Here is a 19,971-nt window from a genome sequence, read left to right as displayed (position 1 = left end):
GACACCATCCACGGTCCCCTTATGTCCGAACCGTCAACCGGAGCGGATGACTCCGCTCTGCCTGTTGCCACCGGCGGCACCCCGCCGGCGGCTGCGCCATTGCCTGCGGGCAACGGCGGTGGCAGCGGCTTGGCCGAGGGGAAGCGCTGGCGGCATTTCCAGATTTCCAAGGCGCACGGGACCGGCTTCCTCGCCGCCGACGCGACCTCGATGGAAGAAGTGCTCCTGCACGCGCGACCCATCGGCGAGGATGCCGCGGCGCATCGCGAGGCATGGGATCGTCTCTCGGCCCTGGAATCGGACGGGCTCGTCGCGCCCCGCGAGGCCCACGAGGAAAACGGCTGGCGCTATGAAGTGACCGCGGTGCCCGCCGGCGTGCCCCTGCGCGAGTGGCTGGCCGCGCACCAGCCGGAACTGGCCGACATCGAGAACTTCGTGCGGCAAGTCGCCACCCAATTGGACCGGCTGCACCAGCAGGGCATCGTGCACCTCCGCCTCCAGCCACAGTCGATCTTCATCGGCGACGACAGTCGCGGCATGCACGTGCGACTCGGCGGTTGGGAATACGCCACGCTCCACTCGCAGGCGGACCTGATCCCGATCTCCGTCAACCCCTACTACGCGCCGCCCGAGGCCGCCGGCCTCTTCAAACACAAGCCGGGTCCGGCGCTCTGCGCGTGGGATTGGTGGTCGCTGGGCCGTCTCGTGCAGGAGATCGTGCACGGCAGCCACGTCTACGGACTTTTGTTTGAGCGCAACGTCTCCGACGATCCGCCCGAGCTGCGCGCCCGCGCCGAGAACGCCCTGCTGGAACGCGATCCGTCCGGCGTGCGCGCTGGCGCCGTGGAATTGCTGCCCAATCACGTGCACCCGCGCGTGCGGCTCTTGCTGCGCGGATTGCTCGCCAGCTCGCGCGACGGACGCTGGCAGGGCGAGCAGGTGTTGCGCTGGACGCAGCGTGAGGCGGCCGTGGACCGCTACGATCTGCCCCGCGACGCGCGGCTGTTCTGGTGGCGTCGTCGGGCGTTCACCGTGCCGGAAGCAGCGGAATTTTTTCTGCAAGCCGACAACGCCTTCGACGGCGTGCAGCAGTTTTTCCCCGCGACCAAATCGCCCGAGCCGACCTTGAGGCAATTCCTCGCGGAGCTGCCCGCGTTGCGCGCCGAGCACGACAAGGTCGAGCAGATCCTTGGTTACGTGGAGTCATTCGCCTGGCGGCAGCTGCCGTTGAATCCGCGCCGCGCCGCCGTCGCCGGTCTCGCGTGGCGCGCCTTGGCGCCGAACTCGCCCCGGCCGTTGTCGGTGCAGCGGTGGGTGGTCGACTCGGCCGGACTGCAGGAGATGTTCTCCGACGCGCCGCCGGCCGAGGCGCTGGCTTTCGCCCGCGTGCTCAGCACCGGCGCGTATCGCCGAGCCGTCGAGGCCGTCGATGCGGGCGCCGGCCGGGCGCTGGCGCTGCTGGCGGAGTCGGGCATGGACGCCCTGCAGCGCGCGCTCGCCGCCGGCTGGGCGACTGCGGCGGACGAGGTTGGGCAGGTCCGGCTGCTGTGGCTCGCCTTCGAATCGGACAAAGACCTCGCGAGCCGGCACGAGCGCTTGCGCAGCGCCTACGCGACCGTGGCGGACCCGGCGCTTGCGGCGTTGCTCACGTCGGAGAGGCCTTCGCGCGCCGAGCTGATGCTGCTCGCGTTCGTCGGCGAGCATGCGAAGGAATTCGGTTTCGTCACCCACGCTGAGTGGCGCGCCCGCCGCGCCGCGGAACTCGGCGCGCAGGCGGCGCGTTTGCGGGCGGCAATTTTCTGGGAACGAGCGGCGCGCATGCTCTCGGCGGGGCCGGCTTTGCTCGGTCGCTGGCCGGTGTTTCTCGGCGTGTGGGCGGCTCCTCTCGCGTTGGCGGTCGCGGCCCGCGCTTGGGTGTGGATGGGCGTTTTGGCGGCGATCGCGCTCGGGTTGCGGTGGGTCGCGAGAGCGTTGTTCAACACCACGCGGCAGCACGAAGCGCCCGGCTCCGCGCCTTGGACGTGGCGCGATGGCCCGGGCCGTGCCGTGCGGATGGCCCGAGAGAGCGGCGCGGCGCTCGGGAAAAGCGCGCCGCAACTCGCGGCCGAGTTCGCCCAAGTGTGTGCGGACCTGCGGGCGCTGCGCGTGAAGGATGCGCAGCCGGAAGCGCCTTCGCGCCTGACCGAGCTTTGGGTGCTGGCGACGCTCGCGAATCTCGTCCCGCTCGTGCTCTGCGTCCTGCCGTGGCTCGGGATCGATTTTTCGGCGCGGCCGAGCCCTCCGACGGTCCTGCATCATTTCACGCCGCGCGCGGATGGCGCGGAGGTCGCGAAGGACGGGACGCTGTTCGAAACCTACGACGACGGTTTCGGCAAACGTCCGCGCGGCCCGTTGCGTCCGTGGGACGTCCCGACCACGACGCCCGAGCCGCTGCGGGTCGAGCGGGCGGGGGCCGCTTCGCCGGCGCAAAGGGCCTACGCGCGCGTGGGCGGCGAGCTGTTGCTCGAGCCGTATCCGCGGCGGGATTTGAAGGTCACGCTGGCGGTGCCGGTGCCGACGTCGGCGGGCGGCGAGGCCGGGTGGGGCATCGTGCTCTACGACAGTGCGCAGCGGGAATTGGCCGATGTGCGGACGTTTTTCCTGCCGACCCGGCCCGAGGCGAAGCGCTGGTATTGGCTCGGAAACCGCCGGGTCGTTTACCTCGGCGAGCCGCCGCGCCTGCCGGAACTGCAAAAAACCCTTGCGGAGCCGTGAGCTTCTTGGGCTCATGGCTCCGACATGATCGCTCCCGAAACCTTCTCGCACCTCGAGCTCATCAAGAAGCGCGCCGGCTACTTGTGGAGGTTTCTTTGACGTCGAACAAAAGCAGCGTGAAATAGAAGCGATGGAGGCGCAGATGGGCGCCCCGGATTTCTGGAACAATACCGATAAGGCCCAGAAACACATCGCCAAGGTCAACGGCCTCAAGAAGACCATCGCCGGCCTCGTCGCCTTCAACAAGAAGCTCGATGACGCCGCCGTCATGGTGGAGCTGATCGAGTCCGCGGACAAAGCCGAGCAGGAGGCCTACGCCAAGGAACTCGACGCCAACGTCGCGACCATGGTCGAGGAACTCGACAAGCTCGAGATCTCGTCCTTCCTCACGGGCCAGTTCGACCGCAACAACGCCATCTTCTCGATCCAGTCCGGCGCCGGTGGCACCGAGTCGAACGACTGGTGCGACATGCTTTTCCGCATGTATCTGCGCTGGGCCGAGCGCCGCGGCTTCGAAGTCGAGGTGCAGGACGTGCAGGCCGGCGACCAGGCGGGCATCACCAAGGCCACGCTCCTCATCAAGGGCGAGAACGCCTACGGCTACGCCAAGGCCGAGCGCGGCGTGCATCGCCTCGTGCGCATCAGCCCGTTCGACGCAAACAAGCGCCGTCACACCTCGTTCTGCGCCATCGACGTCATCGCCGAAGTCACCGACGAAATCGAAATCGAAATTCCCGACAGCGACATCCGCGTGGACGTCTACCGCTCGTCCGGCAAGGGCGGCCAGGGTGTCAACACCACCGACTCCGCGGTGCGCATCACGCACATCCCGACCGGTCTGGTCGTCGTCTGCCAAAACGAACGTTCGCAGATCAAGAACCGCGCCAGCGCCATGAACGTCCTCAAAGCTCGCCTCTACGAAAAGAAGCAGGACGAGCAGCGCAGCGAGATGGAGAAATTCTACGGCGAAAAAGGCGAAATCGGGTGGGGCAGCCAGATCCGCAGCTACGTGCTGCAGCCCTACCAGATGGTGAAGGACCTGCGCACCGGCGTTTCCACCAGCGATACGCAGGGCGTGCTCGACGGCGACCTCGATCGCTTCGTCTATGCCTGGCTCCGCGCCGGCTGCCCGCGCCACCGGAACAAGGACATCCAGATGGACGACGAGTAAGCGGAAGACGGATGACCGAGGACAGTGGACGGAGGACTGAAAACCGGAGAAACGAAAGCACAGCGCCGTCCACTTCCCGCCTAACACGCACGCGTCATTTGTATTTTTCCGCCCTCCGTATTCCGTCCTCAGTCCTCTGACCATGCCCGGCCTCGCCTACGCTCACATTCAGTCCTCCCTCGGGGCGCAACCGCTCTTCGAGGCGAAGACGTGGCAACTGTCGCCCGAGGCGTGGCCGCTCACGCCGGAACAGGTGCAGCAACTCGAGACGATCGGTGCAGCCTGCCTTGAGTTCCACCAGGCGCTCGAAACGCTCTACCTGCGCTCCGCCGCCGGAAAAAATCTTCTCCGCAACAAGCCGCTGCTCGCGCCGTGGGTCGCCGACTACCTCGACCGCGGCAAGCCCGCCGAACTCGTCCGCCACGCTCGCGACCCGAAGAATCGCGGAGCGTTTCCCACCGTGCTGCGGCCGGACCTCTTGCTCACCGAGGACGGCTTCGCGCTCACCGAACTCGACTCGGTGCCCGGCGGCATCGGCCTCACGGCGTTCCTGAACCGACTCTATGCCGATGAGGCCGGCGACCGCGTGCTCGGGCACGGCGACGCGATGATCGAGAACTTCTACGCGTCGCTCGCCACATTGCGGCCGGATACCCGCAATCCGCTCATCGCGATTCTCGTCAGCGAGGAAGCCGGCACCTACCGCCCCGAGATGCTCTGGCTCGCCGAGCAACTCCAGCGCCTCGGCCGCCGCGTCTACTGCCTCGCGCCCGACGATGTCTTCCCGCTCGGCGGCGAACTGTTCTTCGATGTCGGCGGCACGCCGGAGAAGATCGACATCATCTACCGGTTTTTCGAGCTGTTCGATTGGGCCAGCATCCGCGTCGCGCCGCACATTCTGGAAGTCTGGCACGCCGGCCACGTGGCGATCGCGCCGCCGATGCGGCATTTTCAGGAGGAGAAACTCGCGCTCGCGCTCTTCCACCACCACCTGCTGGGCGATTTCTGGGCGGAGAACCTCTCGAAGAAATCCCTCGCGACGCTTCGCTCGCTCATTCCCCAGTCGTGGATCATGGACCCTGCGCCGTTGCCGCCCGGCGCCGTGCTCGACGGTCCGCGCGTCGGCGGCCGCTCGCTCAACGACTGGCGCGATCTCGTCGGCGCTTCGCAGAAGGAGCGCGATCTCATCATCAAGATTTCCGGCTTCCACGAAACCGCGTGGGGCGCACGCAGCGTCGTCCTCGGCAGCGATTGCTCGCGCGAGGAGTGGCAGGCCGGCGTCGAACAGGCACTGAAACTCGCCCCGACGAACCTCCACGTCCTGCAGGAATACCGGAAGCCGAAGCGCGTCGAGCACCTCGTCTACACCAAGGCCTCCGCCTCGGCTCTGCCCGTCGCGGAAATGAAGGCCGGCCGCCTGCGTTTGTGTCCGTATTACTTCGTCGTCGGTGGAGCCGTTCGGCTCTCCAGCGCTCTCGCCACGTTTTGCCCGCCAGATAAGAAAATCATTCACGGAATGCAGGATGCAGCCTTGCTCCCGGCTAAGGTTTTCCCCTTAGCTTGAACGGTGCGCATCGCCGGTCTCCTCGGAGGTTTTAATCGACTCAGCTCATCGCGCCACGGGCGCGTGATCGCCTTTCTTTGCACGCTGCTGGCCTTGACGGCACCGCTCCGCGCCGCCGATGCGCCGGCTGCGGACGTCGCGGCGCTGCAACAGCGCGCGGAAGGCGGCGACGTGGAGTCCCAGAACGCCCTCGGCAACGCGCTTTCGCAAAACAAGGACTACGCCGGCGCCTTGCGCTGGTATGAGCGTGCGGCCGCCAAGGGCTACGCCCCCGCGCAATTCAACCTCGGCCTCGCCCACGAACTCGGTCGCGGCACCGCGCCAGACGAGAAGACCGCCTTCCGCTTCTACCTCCAAGCCGCCGAGCAGGGCTATCCCGTCGCGCAGTTCAACGTCGGCAACATGTATGCCAGCGGGCGCGGCGTGGCGAAGGACGAGTTCGAAGCCAACGTCTGGTTCAAAGCCGCCGCCGAAAAGGGCCTCGCCGAAGCGCAATACAACCTCGGTCTCGTCTACGAAGTCGGCCGCGGCGTGCGCAGGGACGACGCCCAAGCCGCCCGGTGGTATAAAGCCGCCGCCGACCAAGGCTACGTGCGCGCCCTATACAACCTCGGCCTCCTCTTCGAGGACGGTCGCGGCGTGAAGCAGGACGACGTTCAGGCCGCCGCGCTCTATCGCGCCGCCGCGGTCCAAGGTTTCGCCCCGGCGCAGAACAACCTCGGCCTGCTCTACGTCACCGGCCGCGGCGGCTTGCCCGTCGATCCGGCCACGGCCTACGCGTGGCTCACCCTCGGCTCCGAGGGCGGCGCCAATTCTCAAGGCCGCGATTTCGTCGCGAAGTCGCTCACCGCCGAGCAACGCGCCCAGTCCGAGCAACTCGTCGCCCAGCTGCGCGACCAGCTGAAAGCCGCCGCTTCCGCCGCACCCACGGTCGCCGCTACCAGCGCGCCGTCCGCGCCTCGCACCACCGCGCCGAACCGCGACGAGATCGAGCGACTCCAGACCGCCAACAACCGACTCTCCGAGGTCAACCAGCGCCTCACCCTCGAAAAGACCCGCCTCGAAAAGGAGAAAGGCGAACTGGAAAAATGGGCCAGCTCGCTCGAGAAATCCCTCAACGAACAAGGCAACCCGAAGGCCGACCTCGAGCGTCTGAACCGTGAACTCGCGGACACCAAGCAGCGTCTCGAACAGACCACCGCCACCGCCGCCCAACTCGAGAAAGACCTCGCCGCCGCGCGCGATCAGGTCGCCGCCGCCGCGAATCCCGGCACCGAGCTCCGCAATCTGCAGGACGAAGTGGCGCGCCTGCGCCGCCTCGCCGGAGAGGCGAGCAATCTTCGCGTCCTCAACCAGCGGCTCGAGGGCGAAATCAACCGCCTGAAAGCGGGAGCCGTTTCCCCCGCGCAGCTCGAGCAGCTCCGTTCTCAGCTCAACGCGTCTGTCGCCGCCGAGGAAAAAGCCCGTCAGGACCTGAAGGCCGCCCAAACCAGCGCCACCGCCCTGCGCGCCGAAGCCGACGCGAACGCCGCCCAACTTGCATCGCTCCAAAAGGAGCTCGATACCGCCCGCGCCTCCGCCGCGGCCGCCGATGCCGCCGCGAAGGATCTCGAAGCACTCCGCAACCGCGTCCAGCAGCTCACCGACGAAAACGCGAAACTCGGCGCCGCCGCCCAGCGCAACGACGCGCCGCTTCTCGCCGCGAAAAAGCAGCTCGAGGAGCTCCAATCGCAGCTCTCCATCGCCGAGGCCGACCGCGCCAGCATCCGCGAAGACGCCGGCAAGCTCCGCACCGAATACCAGAACGCCCGCCAGACCCTCGCCGCCGCCGAGGAGAAAAACCAGCAGCTCCAGCAGGACCTCGCGACCTTGCGCGACGCCGCCAAGAACGCCGAAGCCGCGATGGCCCAGGTCGCCGCGCTCCGCGCCGAGAACGAGCGGCTCGCCGCCGCCGCGCGCGACACGCGTCAGCTCGATGCCGCCAACGCCCGCATCGCGTCCTTGGAATCCGATGTCGCCACCGCGCGCACTCGCGCCGAGCAGGAAATCGCCCAGCTGCGGCAACAGCTCGCGACCGCCACGCAGACCGCCGAGACGGCGCGCGATCAGGCTGGAAAACTCGCGGCCTTGCAGGAGCAACTGGCCGCCGCGAAAACCGATCTCGCGACGAGCGAAACCGCCGTGCGCCAGCTGCGCGAGCAGTTGGCCGCCGCCGCGAAGGCCGCGGAGGGCGCGCAAACCGCGTCCGCCACCGCGAACGCCCTGCGCGACGAACTCACGACCTCCAAGGCGCAGCTCGCCCGAGCGGAAAAGACCGCCTCTGACAACGCCGCCGCCGTGCGCGCGTTGCAGGAGCAGATCACCGCCTTGCGCGCGACCGCGTCCAGCGCCCAACAGCAGGGCGAACGCGTGAGCGCGTTGGAAGCCGAGCTTGCCCGTGCGCAGAAAGCGCTCGCCGCCGCCGAGCAGACCGCGAGCGAGCGTTCCGCCGAAGTCGAGACGTTGCGCCAAAAGGTCGCCGGCACGGAGAAGGTAGGCGAGAAAGCCTCAGATCTCCAGACGCGCCTTGCTGCCGCCGAGGACGCGCTCAAGAAGGCGAACACCACTTTGAGCGGCGCCCGCCTCGACCGCGAACGCGCCGAGCGACAGGCCGTCGCGGCCCAACGCGAACGCGATGCCGCCGTGGCCGAATTGCGGCCGCTGCGCGCCGAACTCGAGTCGACCAAGGCCGAGTTGGCCAAAGCCGCCTCGGGCACCCAGCAATTCCAGCAACAGGCCAGCGTGACGGAAAACGCCCGCGCCGAGCTCGAGCGCGCCGCCAAGGCAGAGGCGGACAAGCGGGCGGCCGTGGAGACCGAACTCGCCGCCGCGAAGACCGAACTTGCTTCCAGCGAAGCCAGCGTTCGGCAGCTCCGCGATCAACTCGCCGCCGCCACGAAAGCCGCGGAGAGCGCACAGGATGCGTCGGCGACCGCGAAGGCGTTGCGCGATGAACTCGCCGCCACGCAAACGCGGCTGGCCGCCGCCGAAAAATCCGCGTCCGAGAACGCCGACACCGTGCGGGCATTGCAGCAGCAGCTGACCGCGCTGCAGGCCGCCACCGAGAATTCCCAACAGCAGCGCGAACGTATCGCGTCTTTGGAAACGGAATTGGCCAACAGCCAGAAGGCGCTCGCGGCCGCCGAGCAGACCATGCGCACGCGCGCCACCGAGGTGGAGACTTTGCGTCAGCAGGTCGCCGGGGCCGCGAAAGCTGGCGAGAAATCGGCCGACCTCGAAGCCCGTCTCGCCGCCGCCGAGGATGCCTTGAAGAAGGCGAACGCGACGTTGAGCGGCACGCGCCTCGATCGCGAACGCGCCGAGCGCCAGGCCGCTGCGGCCCAGCGTGAACGCGACGCCGCCGTGGCCGAACTGCGGCCGGTGCGCACCGAACTCGATGCCACCAAGGCCGAACTCGCGAAATCCGTCGCCGCGACGGAGCAACTGCGCGACCAACTCTCCGCCACCTCCAAGACCGCCGAGCAGGCGCAAGCCGCGTCGGGCACAGCCGCTTCGCTCCGCGACGAACTCGCGACGGCCAAAGCCAAGCTCGCGACTGCCGAGGCGAATCTCACGCAGAACGCGACGGCAATGCGGGCGCTCCAAGAGCAGGCCGCGGCCGCGCAAAAGCAGGCGGAGCGCGTTTCGGAACTCGAGAGCCAGCTCGGCGCCGCGAACCAAGCGGTGGCGGCCGGCGAGGCGCTCGTGCGCGACCTCCGCGCGCAATTGGCCGCCGCCAACGACGCGGCCGCGAATCTGAAACAGCAGCAGGCAACCGCGGGCGACTCGGCCTCCGACGCCGCCCGCGAGCAGGCCGCTCGCGTCGCCGCGCTCGAGTCCGAGCTCGCGAACGCGAAGTCGGCTTTGGCCACTGCCGAGCAGGCCGCGCGCGAAAACGCGACGCAGGCCGAAGCGCTGCGCCAGCAAATCGCCCAGTCTGCCAAGTCGGGGAACCGTTCCGCCGAACTCGAAGCGAAGTTGGCGAACGCGGAAGCCGCCTTGAAAGCGGCGAACAATGCGCTCACCGGAGCGCGCCTCGACCGCGAACGCGCCGAACGCCAGGCGGTGACGGCGCAGCGTGAACTCGCCGCATTCCAGTCAAAGCAGGGTCCCGCGCAAAACGACCTCGCTGCGACCAAGGCCGCACTCTCGAAGGCGGAAGAGGCCGTGAAAGACGTCACCATCGAGCGCGACGTGTTGAAGGGCCAGCTCGCGAGCGCCCGCTCCGGCAGCGCCGATACCGCCGCGTTGCAGGCCAAACTCGCCGACCTCGGCGCCGCCTTGGAAAAGAGCCAGGCGGAAGCCGCGAGCGCGAAGGCTGACGTGGCGCGCTTGCAGGACGACGTGACCGGCGCACAACGTGAGCGCGACGACGCCCGCCTACAGCTCGCGCAAGCTTCCGCGGGGGCGACGGATTCGTCGGCTCTCCAGAGCAAATTGGCCGAAGCGAACGCGGCGCTCAACAAGAGCGCGGCCGACGTGGCCGACTTGACGGCGGTGAACGACCGACTGGAGAAAGCGCTCGCCGCAGCCCAGCAGGAGGCGGCGGCAGCCGCCGGCTTGCGGACGGAGTTGGCGAATCTCCGCGCGTCGGCCGCCGGTTTGGCGACGCTGCAGAACGAGAATGCCCAGTTGCGTCGCGATGCCGCGCAGGTGCCCGGACTTCGGACCCAACTGGAGCAGCTCCAGCGCGAATCTTCGAAGCGCGCCGCCGACTTGCAGAGCGCGCAGGCGCGCCTGGCCGCGACCGAAAAGCAGCTGGATGACGCCCGCCTCGTCACCGTGCGCACGCAGGCGCCGGCCGACGACACCGCCGCGACGAAGTTGCGTGGCGATCTGGCGGAAGCGAGTCAGGCCAACGAGAAATTACGCGCGCAAATCGCGGAGCTCACGGTTGCCAACTCGAAGTTGGAACAGGATTTCGTGAACGCGCAGAAGACCGCGGAGGCCGCGCTCGCGGCCCAGTCGCAGGCGGTGAACGCCGCCCGGCCCGATGCGTATCAGATGGAGATCCGCACGCTGCAGGATCGCGTGAAACAGCTCGAAGGCGCCATCGAGGACGACCGCACCGCCGCTGCGCGCGAGATCAGCGCGCTCGCGGAGCAGTTGCAGAAGGCCCGCGAGACCAGCCGGGCGCTCAGCGACGCCAACCGCGCGCTGCTCGCGGCCAAGCAGGCGGACGACGGCCCCAATCGCGCCGATTTCGATCGTGCGCAGGCGCGCGTGCGCGAGCTGACGGATGCGGCGGAGAACCTTCGTCGGCAAAACGAGCAACTGCTCGCGGACGGCGCAAAGGCCGCGAAGGAGCGCGAGACATTGCGCGCGCAACTGGCGGAAGCCGAGAAGGCCGAGGGCTCGCACAGCTCGACCGTCGCGGACCTCACCGAGGCGAACAGCCGGCTCCAGCAGGAGAAGGCGGATTTCAAGACCCAGATCGCGGTGCTGACGCAAAAGCTGGCCGAGTCCGAGCGGCTGACCGGCGCCGAGAATTCCAAGCTGGCGGACGAGAACCGGGCTCTCGACGAGCGACTGAAGAACGTCGGCGCGCAACTCGTGACCGCGCAGCGCCAGATCGACCAGCTGCAACAGCAGCGGACCGATGCCGCTCAATCGGCGATCGCTTCACAATCCGCGGCGGAAAAGGCGCAGGCCGAAATCGCGGCGCTGCGCACGCGCCTCGCCGAAAGCGAGAAGGCGGCCGATTCGCAGGGCTCGTCCGTCGCCGATCTCACGGCGACCAATCAGAAGCTCGCCGAGGAGCGCGATGCGTTGAAGGTGCAACTGGCGAGCGCACAGGCCGAAGCGGGTCGTCTCGCGCAGGCGCAGCGGAGCGCGGAGCAGTCGCGCACGGACGCCGAGCAGAGCGCGGCTCGCAACGTCGACGCGCTCACCGCGCAGATGGCCCAATTGCGGCGCGAAGTGGAAGGGCTCCGGGCGTCGAACCAGAGCCTGTCGGAGTCGAACCGCACGCTCGATCGCGAGCGGCAGGCGGCTCTTGCCCAGTTGCGCCAGGAAAACAGCGCCTTGGCCGCGCGTCTGGCGCAGGCCCAGGGCACGCTCGATCAGATTGCGTCCGCGGCGCGGCTTGGGACCCCGGCGTCGAGCCTGGCGTCCGCCAATCCGCCGCCCGCGACCGGCTCGGGCAGCGCGACCCCCTCGGCCACGAACGCGCCCGAGGCGCGTTATCACGTGGTGGGCGAGGGCGACTCCCTTTCGCGCTTGAGCCTGCGCTACTACGGCACGGCGAATCGCTGGCAGGAGATCTACAACGCGAACCGCGAGGCCTTGCAGGGCGCGAACGCGCTGCGCGTCGGACAGCGCCTGCGCATCCCGTAAAACGAAAAGCCCGCGCACTCGGCGCGGGCTTTCGAACTATGGGTTGAAATCGAAGCGGTGCGTCAGGCGACCGCGGTCTTGGTCGGTTGCGCCTGGCCGAGCAGGTGCTGGAAGAACGAGTCGCGACGCTGGCGGGCGACGGCGAGGTCCTTCGTGCCGAGCGAGCGGCGGATGCGCTCCTTGGTGAAGGGCGTCGGGTAAACGGTGTAGTGGAGGAACCACGTGCCGTTGTTGTTCCACAAGTGGTGGTTCGGGTTCTCCGCGTTGACGCGGAGGGCGGGGAGGGTGATGACGTTGGACATGAGGCGTGAGCGGTTGATGTTGAGTTAATCGTTCGCGCTTCAGGGATTTTCCGGGAAAAACGAAAGCCGCCTGAGGGCATCAGGCGGCTTTTCGCTTTTTTCGGAGGAGTTTTTTGTTCGAGCGTTTTACCGCTCGCGCATCCGGGCGACTTTCGTCACTCGGAACCACCGTGATCACTCCTAGACCCGGTTGGCAGAACCGGCGGATTGCTCCGTCGATCCTTTCCTGATGCACGGCGAAAGGAACAAATCGCCGCGCGCTGCGCCAGAAAAATCTTCACGCGAAATTTCGCGTCGGCATTCGCGCGCGGGCTAGAGGCCTGCGGTTGGCCGGCTTACGACAAAAACGCGGGGCAAAAGATTTTTTCCTAAAGTCGAATTCGAGCGCGCAAAATGTATCTATTCTGATTCGCTTGCGGCATGGAACAGGACAAGCGCCATCGTTTCGAGGAGACATCGACCGAACGCCTGCGTGAAGAGGGCATCTACAGCGATGTCGAGGCGACCGCGTTGAAGCGAGTCATCGCCACGACGCTGATGCACCGCATGGAACGCCTCGACATGTCGGTCTCGGAGCTCGCACGCACGCTCGGCACGAGTCGCGCGGCGGTGAATCGCGTGCTCGATCCGCTGAACACCTCGCTGACGTTGAACACGCTGACGCGGCTCGCCGCGGCGCTGGGATGCCGGGTGAAACTCGAGATCGTGGTGCCGCGCGATTAAGGGCGGCGGCACGGCGCGGCGGACAAGGCGACGGGAAAAGCGTGGTAGTTTTCGCGCGGGCGGGGACTCAGTGGAAATCGTGCGAGGCCTGCGCGGGCAGCGTGGCGCAGCGCAGCGGCTCGATGACCTCCGCTTTCACGTGCTGCACGCCGGAGACGTTTTGCAGGGGACCGGTGATGCGCAGCGACGGTTCCTGCGTGATGACCAGCCGGAGGCGCTCGAAGAGCTGCGGCAGCACGACGGCGTTGGCTATGCCCGTCTCGTCCTCGAGACTGATGAAAACGAAACCCTTCGCCGTGCCGGGTCGCTGGCGGCAGATCACGGGGCCGGCGATGGTCACGCGGGCGCCGTCTGGGGTCTCTTTCAACTGACTCGCCTGAGTGACGCCGTGCAATTGCGAGCGCAGCGCGGCCATCGGGTGTTCCTCGGTCGTGAGGCCGAGTCCGGCGAAGTCGGCCTGGACTTCCTCAACCGGCGACATCCGTGCGAGCGGCGAACCCTCGCGATAAGCGTCGGCGAACTGCTTGAACAATGCTTCGTCGTCGGACCACGCGGCCTCGATTTGCCAGAGGGCGGCGCGCCGATCGTGCGACAGGGCGTTGAGCGCGCCGACGGTGGCGAGCGCGCGCCGATCTGAGGCAGGGAGATTCGTGCGGCGCAGGAAGTCGGCGAGCGAGGCGAACGGTCCGTCCCGCCGCGCGGCGAGCATCGCGCGCGCGGTGGCTTCGCGGAGACCTTTCACGAAACGCAGGCCGATGCGGATGCTTTGCGCCGTCTCGACCGTGCAGTCCCACACCGAGTGCTGCACGCAAACGGGATGAGCCACGAGGCCGTGACGCCGGCCATCCTGAATGAGCGTCGCGGGTGAGTAAAATCCCATCGGCTGATTGTTGAGCAGACTGGCGTAGAATGCCGCGGGGCGGTGAATCTTCAGCCACGTGCTGAAGTAGGCGAGCATCGCGAAGCCGATGGCATGAGACTCGGGAAAACCGTAGGCGGAGAACGTCGTGGTGGCTTGGACGACTTTTTGCACGACCTCCTCGTTGTAGTGCTGCCGCCGCAGTGCGAGCGTCAGTTTTTCCATCGAACGAGGGAGCCGCTCGGGGTCTTTGGTGAATCCCATGGCGCGGCGCAGTTCCTCGGCTTCGCCGCCGGTGAATTTCGCGAGCTGGATCGCGAGCTGCAGCATCTGCTCCTGGAACAGGATCACGCCCTTGGTGCGCTGGAGAATCGGCTCCACGATGTGGGCCACGCTGGGGTGGATGTAGTCGACCGCTTCCTTGCCATCGCGACGGCGGATGAGGGGATGCACGAGATTGCCGGTGATCGGGCCGGGGCGGATGATGGCAACCTGCATCGCGAGATCGTAGAGAACGCGCGGCTTGAAGCGCGGCAGCGTTGCCATCTGCGCGCGGCTTTCGATCTGGAAAACTCCCACCGTGTCGGCGGCGCGGATTTTTTCGTAGGTTTCCGGGTCGTCGGGAGGGATGTCGTCGAAGCTGCGCGGAGTGTCGCCCTGACCGGTGCAGAGTTCGAAGCTGTCCTGCAGCACCGCCATCATCCCGAGTCCGAGAAAGTCGATCTTCACGATGCCGAGATTCTCGCAGTCGTCCTTGTCCCATTGGCAGACGCTGCGGTCGGGCATCGTGGCGGGCTCGAGCGGGACGACTTTGTCGAGCTGGTGCTGGGAGATGACCATGCCGCCGGAGTGCTGGCCGAGGTGGCGCGGGAGGGCGCGGCGGAAATAGTGCTGCAGCCGCACCAGCGCCTCGGCGCGCGGATGGTGATCGGCGATGCCGGAGAGACGAAGCTGCTCCTGGAGATCGAGCGTCTCCGGAAAATCGCCGTTGGCATAGAGGCTCGAGAAACGGTCGAGCGCATCGTCGCCGAAGCCGAGCACCTTGCCGACTTCGCGAATGGTGCTGCGGCCGCGATAGGTGATGACGTTGGCCGTCATCGCCGCGCCGCGCCGGCCGTAACGCGCGTAGACTTCCTGGATGACGCGCTCGCGCCGGTCACCGCTGGGGAAGTCGAGATCGATGTCCGGCCACGAGGGATTGCCGTCGGGTCCGACGCGGCTGTCGTTCAGGAAGCGATCGAAGAGAAGCTGGTTCTTGATCGGGTCGACCGCCGTGATCCCGAGCACGTAGCAGACGGCGCTGTTGGCGGCGCTGCCACGGCCTTGCACGAGGATGCTTTGCTGCCGAGCCCACTGGCAAATGTCCCAGACGATCAGAAAATAGCCGGAGAATTTCAGGCGGGCGATGAGCTCGAGTTCGCGGTTGAGTTGCGCGTCCCACTTCGCCGACCACTCCTGGGGTTTAACTTTCCGGCGCGCGGCCTCGAAGGTGATGCGACGCAGGTAGGCGTCCATGTCCTCGCCGTTCGGCGTGGAATAGGCGGGAAACTGGTAGCCGAGGTTCTGCAAGGTGAACTCGAGCCGTTGCTCGAGGCGCACGGCGTTGGCGACGGCTTCCGGCAAGTCGCGAAACAGCCCCTGCATTTCGCGCGCGGATTTCAGGCCGCGTCGGGAGTTGATTTCAAGCAGGCGACCCGCCGCATCGAGCGTGGTGTGATGGCGCAGGCAGGTGAAAACGTCCGCGACGATGTGATGCTCGGGCACGGCATAGTTGACTCCGCCGGTGGCGAGCAGTGGAAGCCGGTGGGCCGCAGCCAGGTCGCGCAGGAAGGCAACTTCGCGATCTTCGCCGCGAATTTGATGACGTTGCAGTTCGACGAAGAGCCGCGCGCGCGCCGGATCGGTTTCGCGCCCGAAAATGGCGGTGAGTTTCTCCAGCGCGGCCCCGGCGGCCGTCGTCCCGAGCGTGCGCCACGCCGTGCGCACCGGCCCTTCCTCGTCGCCCGTGAACGCGATGAGGCCCCCGGAAAAGCGCGCCAGCTCCTCCCACGTAGCGAAGCACGGGCGCTTGCGGTCGGACGGAGCAGCGCCGACTGCCGGCCGGCAGACTTCGGACGGCCGACTGGCAGCCGGTGCGGCGCTGCGCGCGGTCATCTTCGCCTCGGTGATGAGCTGGCAAAGGTTTTGGTAGCCGGTGCGATTGGCGACGAGTAGCGGCACGACGGTGCCGTCCTCCATCGTGATCTCGGCTCCGACGCGCGGACGCACGGCAAACTTGTTTTCCTGCGCGCTGCCGTAGAAGCGCGGCGCGCCGTAGACGCCGTCGCGATCGAGCAGGGCGACGGCGGGCAGCTGCGCGTTCTCCACGGCGCTCTTCACGTAGTCCTCCGGCAGCGAAGCGCCGCGGAGAAAGCTGAAGGCGCTGCGCGCGTGCAGCTCGACGTAAGCCGGAGCGTATTTTTTGGCGCGGGAGATAAGCGCAGACCGCGAGTCGCCATATTGGCGCAGCGGCCAGCGCCCGACGACTTCGTGGATGGCTTTGCCAGTGTGGCTGTGCACGAGCACGAATTCGGCCACCGTCCAGCGGATCGGCGGCACGGCGTGCCGCTCGATCAGCGCGTGTTCCCAGAACAGCGTGAGATGAGGCGTGAAGCTGGAACCGACAAGATCACCGGCGCCGTGCTGCTCCAGCGCTGCGCCCAGGGTCTGGTGGAACGGCTTCAGTGCGGCGCTGGCTCCGTCGGCGGAAAGCACGAACGGCTTTTTATCCCGCTTGTTCGTGAAGCTGCGGGCCTGGTCGAGCGTGAATTCGAACGACTCGAAGACCAACGCACTGGCGGCCGCGCACGCGGCTTTAAGTCTGCTTTCCGGCAAGGTGCGTCCCGCTCCGATGGCATGCAGACTGACGTGCAGGTTCTCCGGTTTCACTCGATAACCGCAGAAGCCGTGGCGGGCGCCCAGTTCGTCCTGTAACTGGCAAATTTTTTCGCGTGCCGGCGCGGGCGGCTGCAACGCGAAGAACCATGTGTCTTCCCGGCGACTGGCGGCTGCGGCGCGATCGGTTGTCATGGCTCAGTCGTATTCACCCTCGAGGAACCAGCCCTCCGCCGTGCGACAGATGCGGTAAACGCCGCCGTCCACGAGGGCGAGATCCCACTCCTCGCGGCTCCAGATGCGGTCGGCCTGCCACCACTCGCCGCTGCTGCACCACGGGCCGAGATGGCCCGCGATGGTGCCTTGCACGCGCTCGGTCCAGAGGAACGTCGGCTGGCCTTCGCTCATCTCGAAACGCGCGGGGAGCGGCGGGCGGAAACGGCGCAGCGGCCGGCCGACCACGGGTTGCACGGGAGCAGGCGCGGCGGGTGGAATCACCGCGTGCGGCGGCACGAGCTTTATGGCGTCGGGTCGGTGCGTGTCCTCGAGTTGAGGTGTGCCGACGCGGTCGGAGCCGACAAGGGCCACGACGCGCGCGAGGGTTTCCGCAAAGCCGTGCGGATCGCGCAGGCCGGTGTCAAAGAGTCCGTGCTGGCGCACGAGCGGTCGTGCGGGTGTGACGCGCAGGCGCGCGGCGACGATCGGCGAGTCGGTGCGCACGGATTCGAGATGCGTGTGCAGCGTGCGGAAGAGGATCTCGAGGTCGCGCGTCGGCTCCGGCAGTCGGAAGGAGCGGGCGTGCGCGGTGTCGTCGGCGAGCATGAGCGTGAGGTCGAGTTCGACGGCCACGAAGTGCGCGGCTTCCAGCTCGAGCGTCAGGCGATCGAGAAAGCGCCGGAGGATGAACAGCAGGGGCTCGAGCGTCTCGAACGCGTCCTCGAACTCCATCGCAGCGACGAACTCCTGCGGCGGAGGGACGAGATGCAGCGGACGCGGCTCGCCGCCGCGGGCGCGATCCCAGAGTGCGGTGCCGGCGGTGCCGAGGCGTCGGCCGAGGTCATCACGCGTGAGGCGCGTGAGATCGCCGAGCGTGCGCAGGCCCCAGGCGTGGAGGACGCCGGCGATTTCGGTGTCAGGTTCCGCGGTCGCGAGCGGGAGTGGACTGAGGAAGGAGGATTCGGCGGAGGGATTGGTCGGGATTTCGCAGATTGCAGCCTCTCGTTTTCGTTCCTCGTTCTCAATCCGGTGCGATTCGAGAGAACGAGAAGGAGCAAAAGAACGAGAACGATTCCGCGCGGCGTAGAGGGCGATCAGGGGCGTGCGCGCGAGGCCGGCGGTGCCGAAGAGGCCGAGCAGGGCGAGGCGTGCGAGTGCGGCTTCGCAGGCGGAAACACGGACAGAGGAAGAGAGGCCGCGGGCGTCGATTGTTACGATGCCGGGAGCGGTGGCTTCGACGTGCGGGGAGACCGTGAAGGCCGCGGCGAGCAGCGCGGCGCGCGCGTCGGCTTCGGCATCGGCGAGCGGCGAGCGGATGAGGAGGTCGGCGCAGCGTGCGATGGCTTGCGGAGCGCTCATGCCCGGCTCGACGCCGACGGCAAGGGCGGAGGCGTTGAGCATGAGCACGGCGGATTTTTTCGTGGTGCCGCTAAAGAGCGCGGCGGGACGGTCGCGGTAGGCGGTGGCCGTGGCGGACTCGGCGCGGAGAACCGCTTGCAGGGCGAAGCCGGCAAGGTGGAGGACGGCGAACATGGCTCAACCGGCCGCGGCGAGGGAGCGGCGCTGGCGTTGCAGGACGGGCGCGAGGGCGGCGGCGAGTGCGGCGCGTTCGCGGGCGAGTTCGTCGAGCGTGGCGGCGTGGTCGAGTTCGAGGCGGAGTTGCGCGCTCGGCACGCAGGCGGCGGGGGTGGCGACGACGAGCGCGAGATCGGCGGGCTCGACGGCGCGTTGGAGGCGATACCACGAGGTGGAGGGGACGCGGCGGAGTTCGCGCAGCGGCGCGTGGCGGAGATCGAGGAGGACGAGGCCGAAATTGGCGTCGCGGGCGAGGAGATCGGTCGCGGCGAGCGCTTCGGTGATGCCGCCGCAGCGTGCCCAGATCAGGTGCGCGAGCAGGTCGGCGGGAAAGGACGTGGCATCGAACTCGTCGAATGCGTCGATGAGTGCGGCGCGGGTTTGCGCGGCGCGCGTGGCGGCGAGGAGCTGGCCCCAGAGGAGAGAAATGCCGCAGCTCGGAGCGGCGCCGACGATCTCGGTGACGGCGCTCAGCGGCAGGCCGCCGCCGGTGGTTTCATCGATGGCCGGGATGCCCGTCGCCAGCGCACGGCCGGCGGCGCGCTGCGCCGTGGGGAAACGGGCGGCGAGCTGCTGGCGCAGGCGGGCGATTTGATCGGACGCGGACATCGGGCGGAGAGAAGGCGGTGGCGGCGCGCGGCGAGCTCATGCGGCGCCGCAGTGAGCGGCTGAAAGACGAGCGTGCGGAGTGGTCCACTGAAGACACTGAACACACGGAAGGCGCCGAAGCGTGGGCCAGATGGGCGAGGACGTGGCTGATGCCGCCGGCGAGTGTTTTTTTTGACCACGGATTACACTGATTATCACGGATGAGCCCGATGACTTCGCAGTGTGATCTGCTAATCCGAAATTATCCGTGCAATCCGTGGTGAGATAGACGTGCGAGCGCGACATGAGCGGAAGGGCGAGCGCGGAGGAAAGAGAAAGATTCAGGCGTGGCGGCGGAGGAGGCCGACCATCACGCCTTGGATGAGGAGTTCGGTGGCGGGGAGGAGGTCCGGATACTTTGGGTTTTCGGCGCGGAGAAAGGGGCGACCGCGTTGGACGAGGTAGCGCTTGAGCGTGGATTCGCCGTCGATGAGGGCGGCGACGATGTCGCGCGGACGCGGCTCGCGCGGGGTGAGGAAGACGAGGTCGCCGTCGAGGATCGAGGCGTCCTGCATCGAGTCGCCGCGCACGCGCAGGGCGAAGACGCGGCTGGTGGCGCGCAGGCCGAGCGAGGTGGCGTCGACGGCGACGTAGCTGTCGGGCTCCTGTTCGGCGGCAGTGGGCGAGCCGGCGGGGATGGTGCCGTAGAGCGGGATGTCGAGGAGCGCGGCGCGACGGCGATGGGCGGGCGTGGCGAAGGCGCGGGCTTTGCCGGCGATGCGTTCGAGGGCGCCCTTGGCTTCGAGCGCGCGGAGGTGGCGCGTGGCGGCGAAGGGACTGGCGAAGCCGAAATGCGCGCAGATCTCGCGCAGGCTCGGGTAGTGGCCGTGCTGGCGTTGGTGGGCGTGGACGAAGTCGAGGACCCTGCGCTGTCGGTCGGTGAGAGGCGTTGCGTCTGCCATAGTGTTCA

The 19,971-nt window shown here is 67.7% G+C and carries 10 protein-coding genes and 1 riboswitch; of the genes, 5 read left to right on the top strand and 5 right to left on the bottom strand.

Features of this window, described 5'->3' with window-relative positions; translation table 11 throughout:
* The first annotated feature begins 21 nt into the window (after nucleotides 1-21).
* The 4 genes from HZA32_04535 to HZA32_04520 all read left to right on the top strand — a co-directional run bounded on the left by HZA32_04535 (nucleotide 22) and on the right by HZA32_04520 (nucleotide 11,864).
* Entirely contained in the window at nucleotides 22-2,754 is a 2,733-nt protein-coding gene (locus tag HZA32_04535; GenBank protein ID MBI5423328.1) for a hypothetical protein, read from the top strand.
* A 121-nt stretch (nucleotides 2,755-2,875) separates the two neighbouring features.
* Complete coding sequence (prfB, locus tag HZA32_04530) at nucleotides 2,876-3,925, top strand: peptide chain release factor 2 (GenBank protein MBI5423327.1); 1,050 nt, start codon at nucleotides 2,876-2,878, stop codon at nucleotides 3,923-3,925.
* Between the two features lie 142 nt (nucleotides 3,926-4,067).
* Nucleotides 4,068-5,489, top strand: a complete 1,422-nt coding sequence (locus HZA32_04525; protein ID MBI5423326.1) for a hypothetical protein — start codon at nucleotides 4,068-4,070, stop codon at nucleotides 5,487-5,489.
* Between the two features lie 63 nt (nucleotides 5,490-5,552).
* Entirely contained in the window at nucleotides 5,553-11,864 is a 6,312-nt protein-coding gene (locus HZA32_04520) for an SEL1-like repeat protein (GenBank protein MBI5423325.1), read from the top strand.
* Nucleotides 11,865-11,926: 62 nt separating this feature from the next.
* On the opposite strand, the gene HZA32_04515 is transcribed toward HZA32_04520, so the two are convergent.
* Nucleotides 11,927-12,166, bottom strand: a complete 240-nt coding sequence (locus HZA32_04515) for a hypothetical protein (protein MBI5423324.1) — start codon at nucleotides 12,164-12,166, stop codon at nucleotides 11,927-11,929.
* 102 nt (nucleotides 12,167-12,268) lie between these two features.
* Nucleotides 12,269-12,404, bottom strand: a riboswitch (SAM riboswitch).
* A gap of 182 nt (nucleotides 12,405-12,586) precedes the next feature.
* Here HZA32_04515 and HZA32_04510 point away from each other — a divergent pair.
* A complete protein-coding gene (locus HZA32_04510) occupies nucleotides 12,587-12,889 on the top strand; it encodes an XRE family transcriptional regulator (GenBank protein ID MBI5423323.1) in 303 nt (100 codons plus the stop codon).
* Between the two features lie 67 nt (nucleotides 12,890-12,956).
* Here HZA32_04510 and HZA32_04505 read toward each other — a convergent pair whose 3' ends face one another.
* The 4 genes from HZA32_04505 to lexA all read right to left on the bottom strand — a co-directional run bounded on the left by HZA32_04505 (nucleotide 12,957) and on the right by lexA (nucleotide 19,963).
* Complete coding sequence (locus HZA32_04505) at nucleotides 12,957-16,817, bottom strand: error-prone DNA polymerase (protein ID MBI5423322.1); 3,861 nt, start codon at nucleotides 16,815-16,817, stop codon at nucleotides 12,957-12,959.
* A gap of 3 nt (nucleotides 16,818-16,820) precedes the next feature.
* Entirely contained in the window at nucleotides 16,821-18,371 is a 1,551-nt protein-coding gene (locus HZA32_04500; GenBank protein MBI5423321.1) for a DNA polymerase Y family protein, read from the bottom strand.
* 3 nt (nucleotides 18,372-18,374) lie between these two features.
* Nucleotides 18,375-19,022: a hypothetical protein gene (locus HZA32_04495; protein ID MBI5423320.1), complete on the bottom strand. Its 648-nt coding sequence runs from the start codon at nucleotides 19,020-19,022 to the stop codon at nucleotides 18,375-18,377.
* A gap of 320 nt (nucleotides 19,023-19,342) precedes the next feature.
* On the bottom strand, nucleotides 19,343-19,963 hold the full coding sequence (lexA, locus tag HZA32_04490; GenBank protein MBI5423319.1) for a repressor LexA: 621 nt from the start codon (nucleotides 19,961-19,963) through the stop codon (nucleotides 19,343-19,345).
* Nucleotides 19,964-19,971 lie beyond the last annotated feature (8 nt).

Source organism: Opitutia bacterium, from assembly GCA_016217545.1.
Taxonomy (GTDB): domain Bacteria; phylum Verrucomicrobiota; class Verrucomicrobiia; order Opitutales; family Opitutaceae; genus Didemnitutus.
The sequence above is the reverse complement of the archived record's forward strand: the minus strand, read 5'-3'. Positions and strand labels throughout refer to the sequence as shown.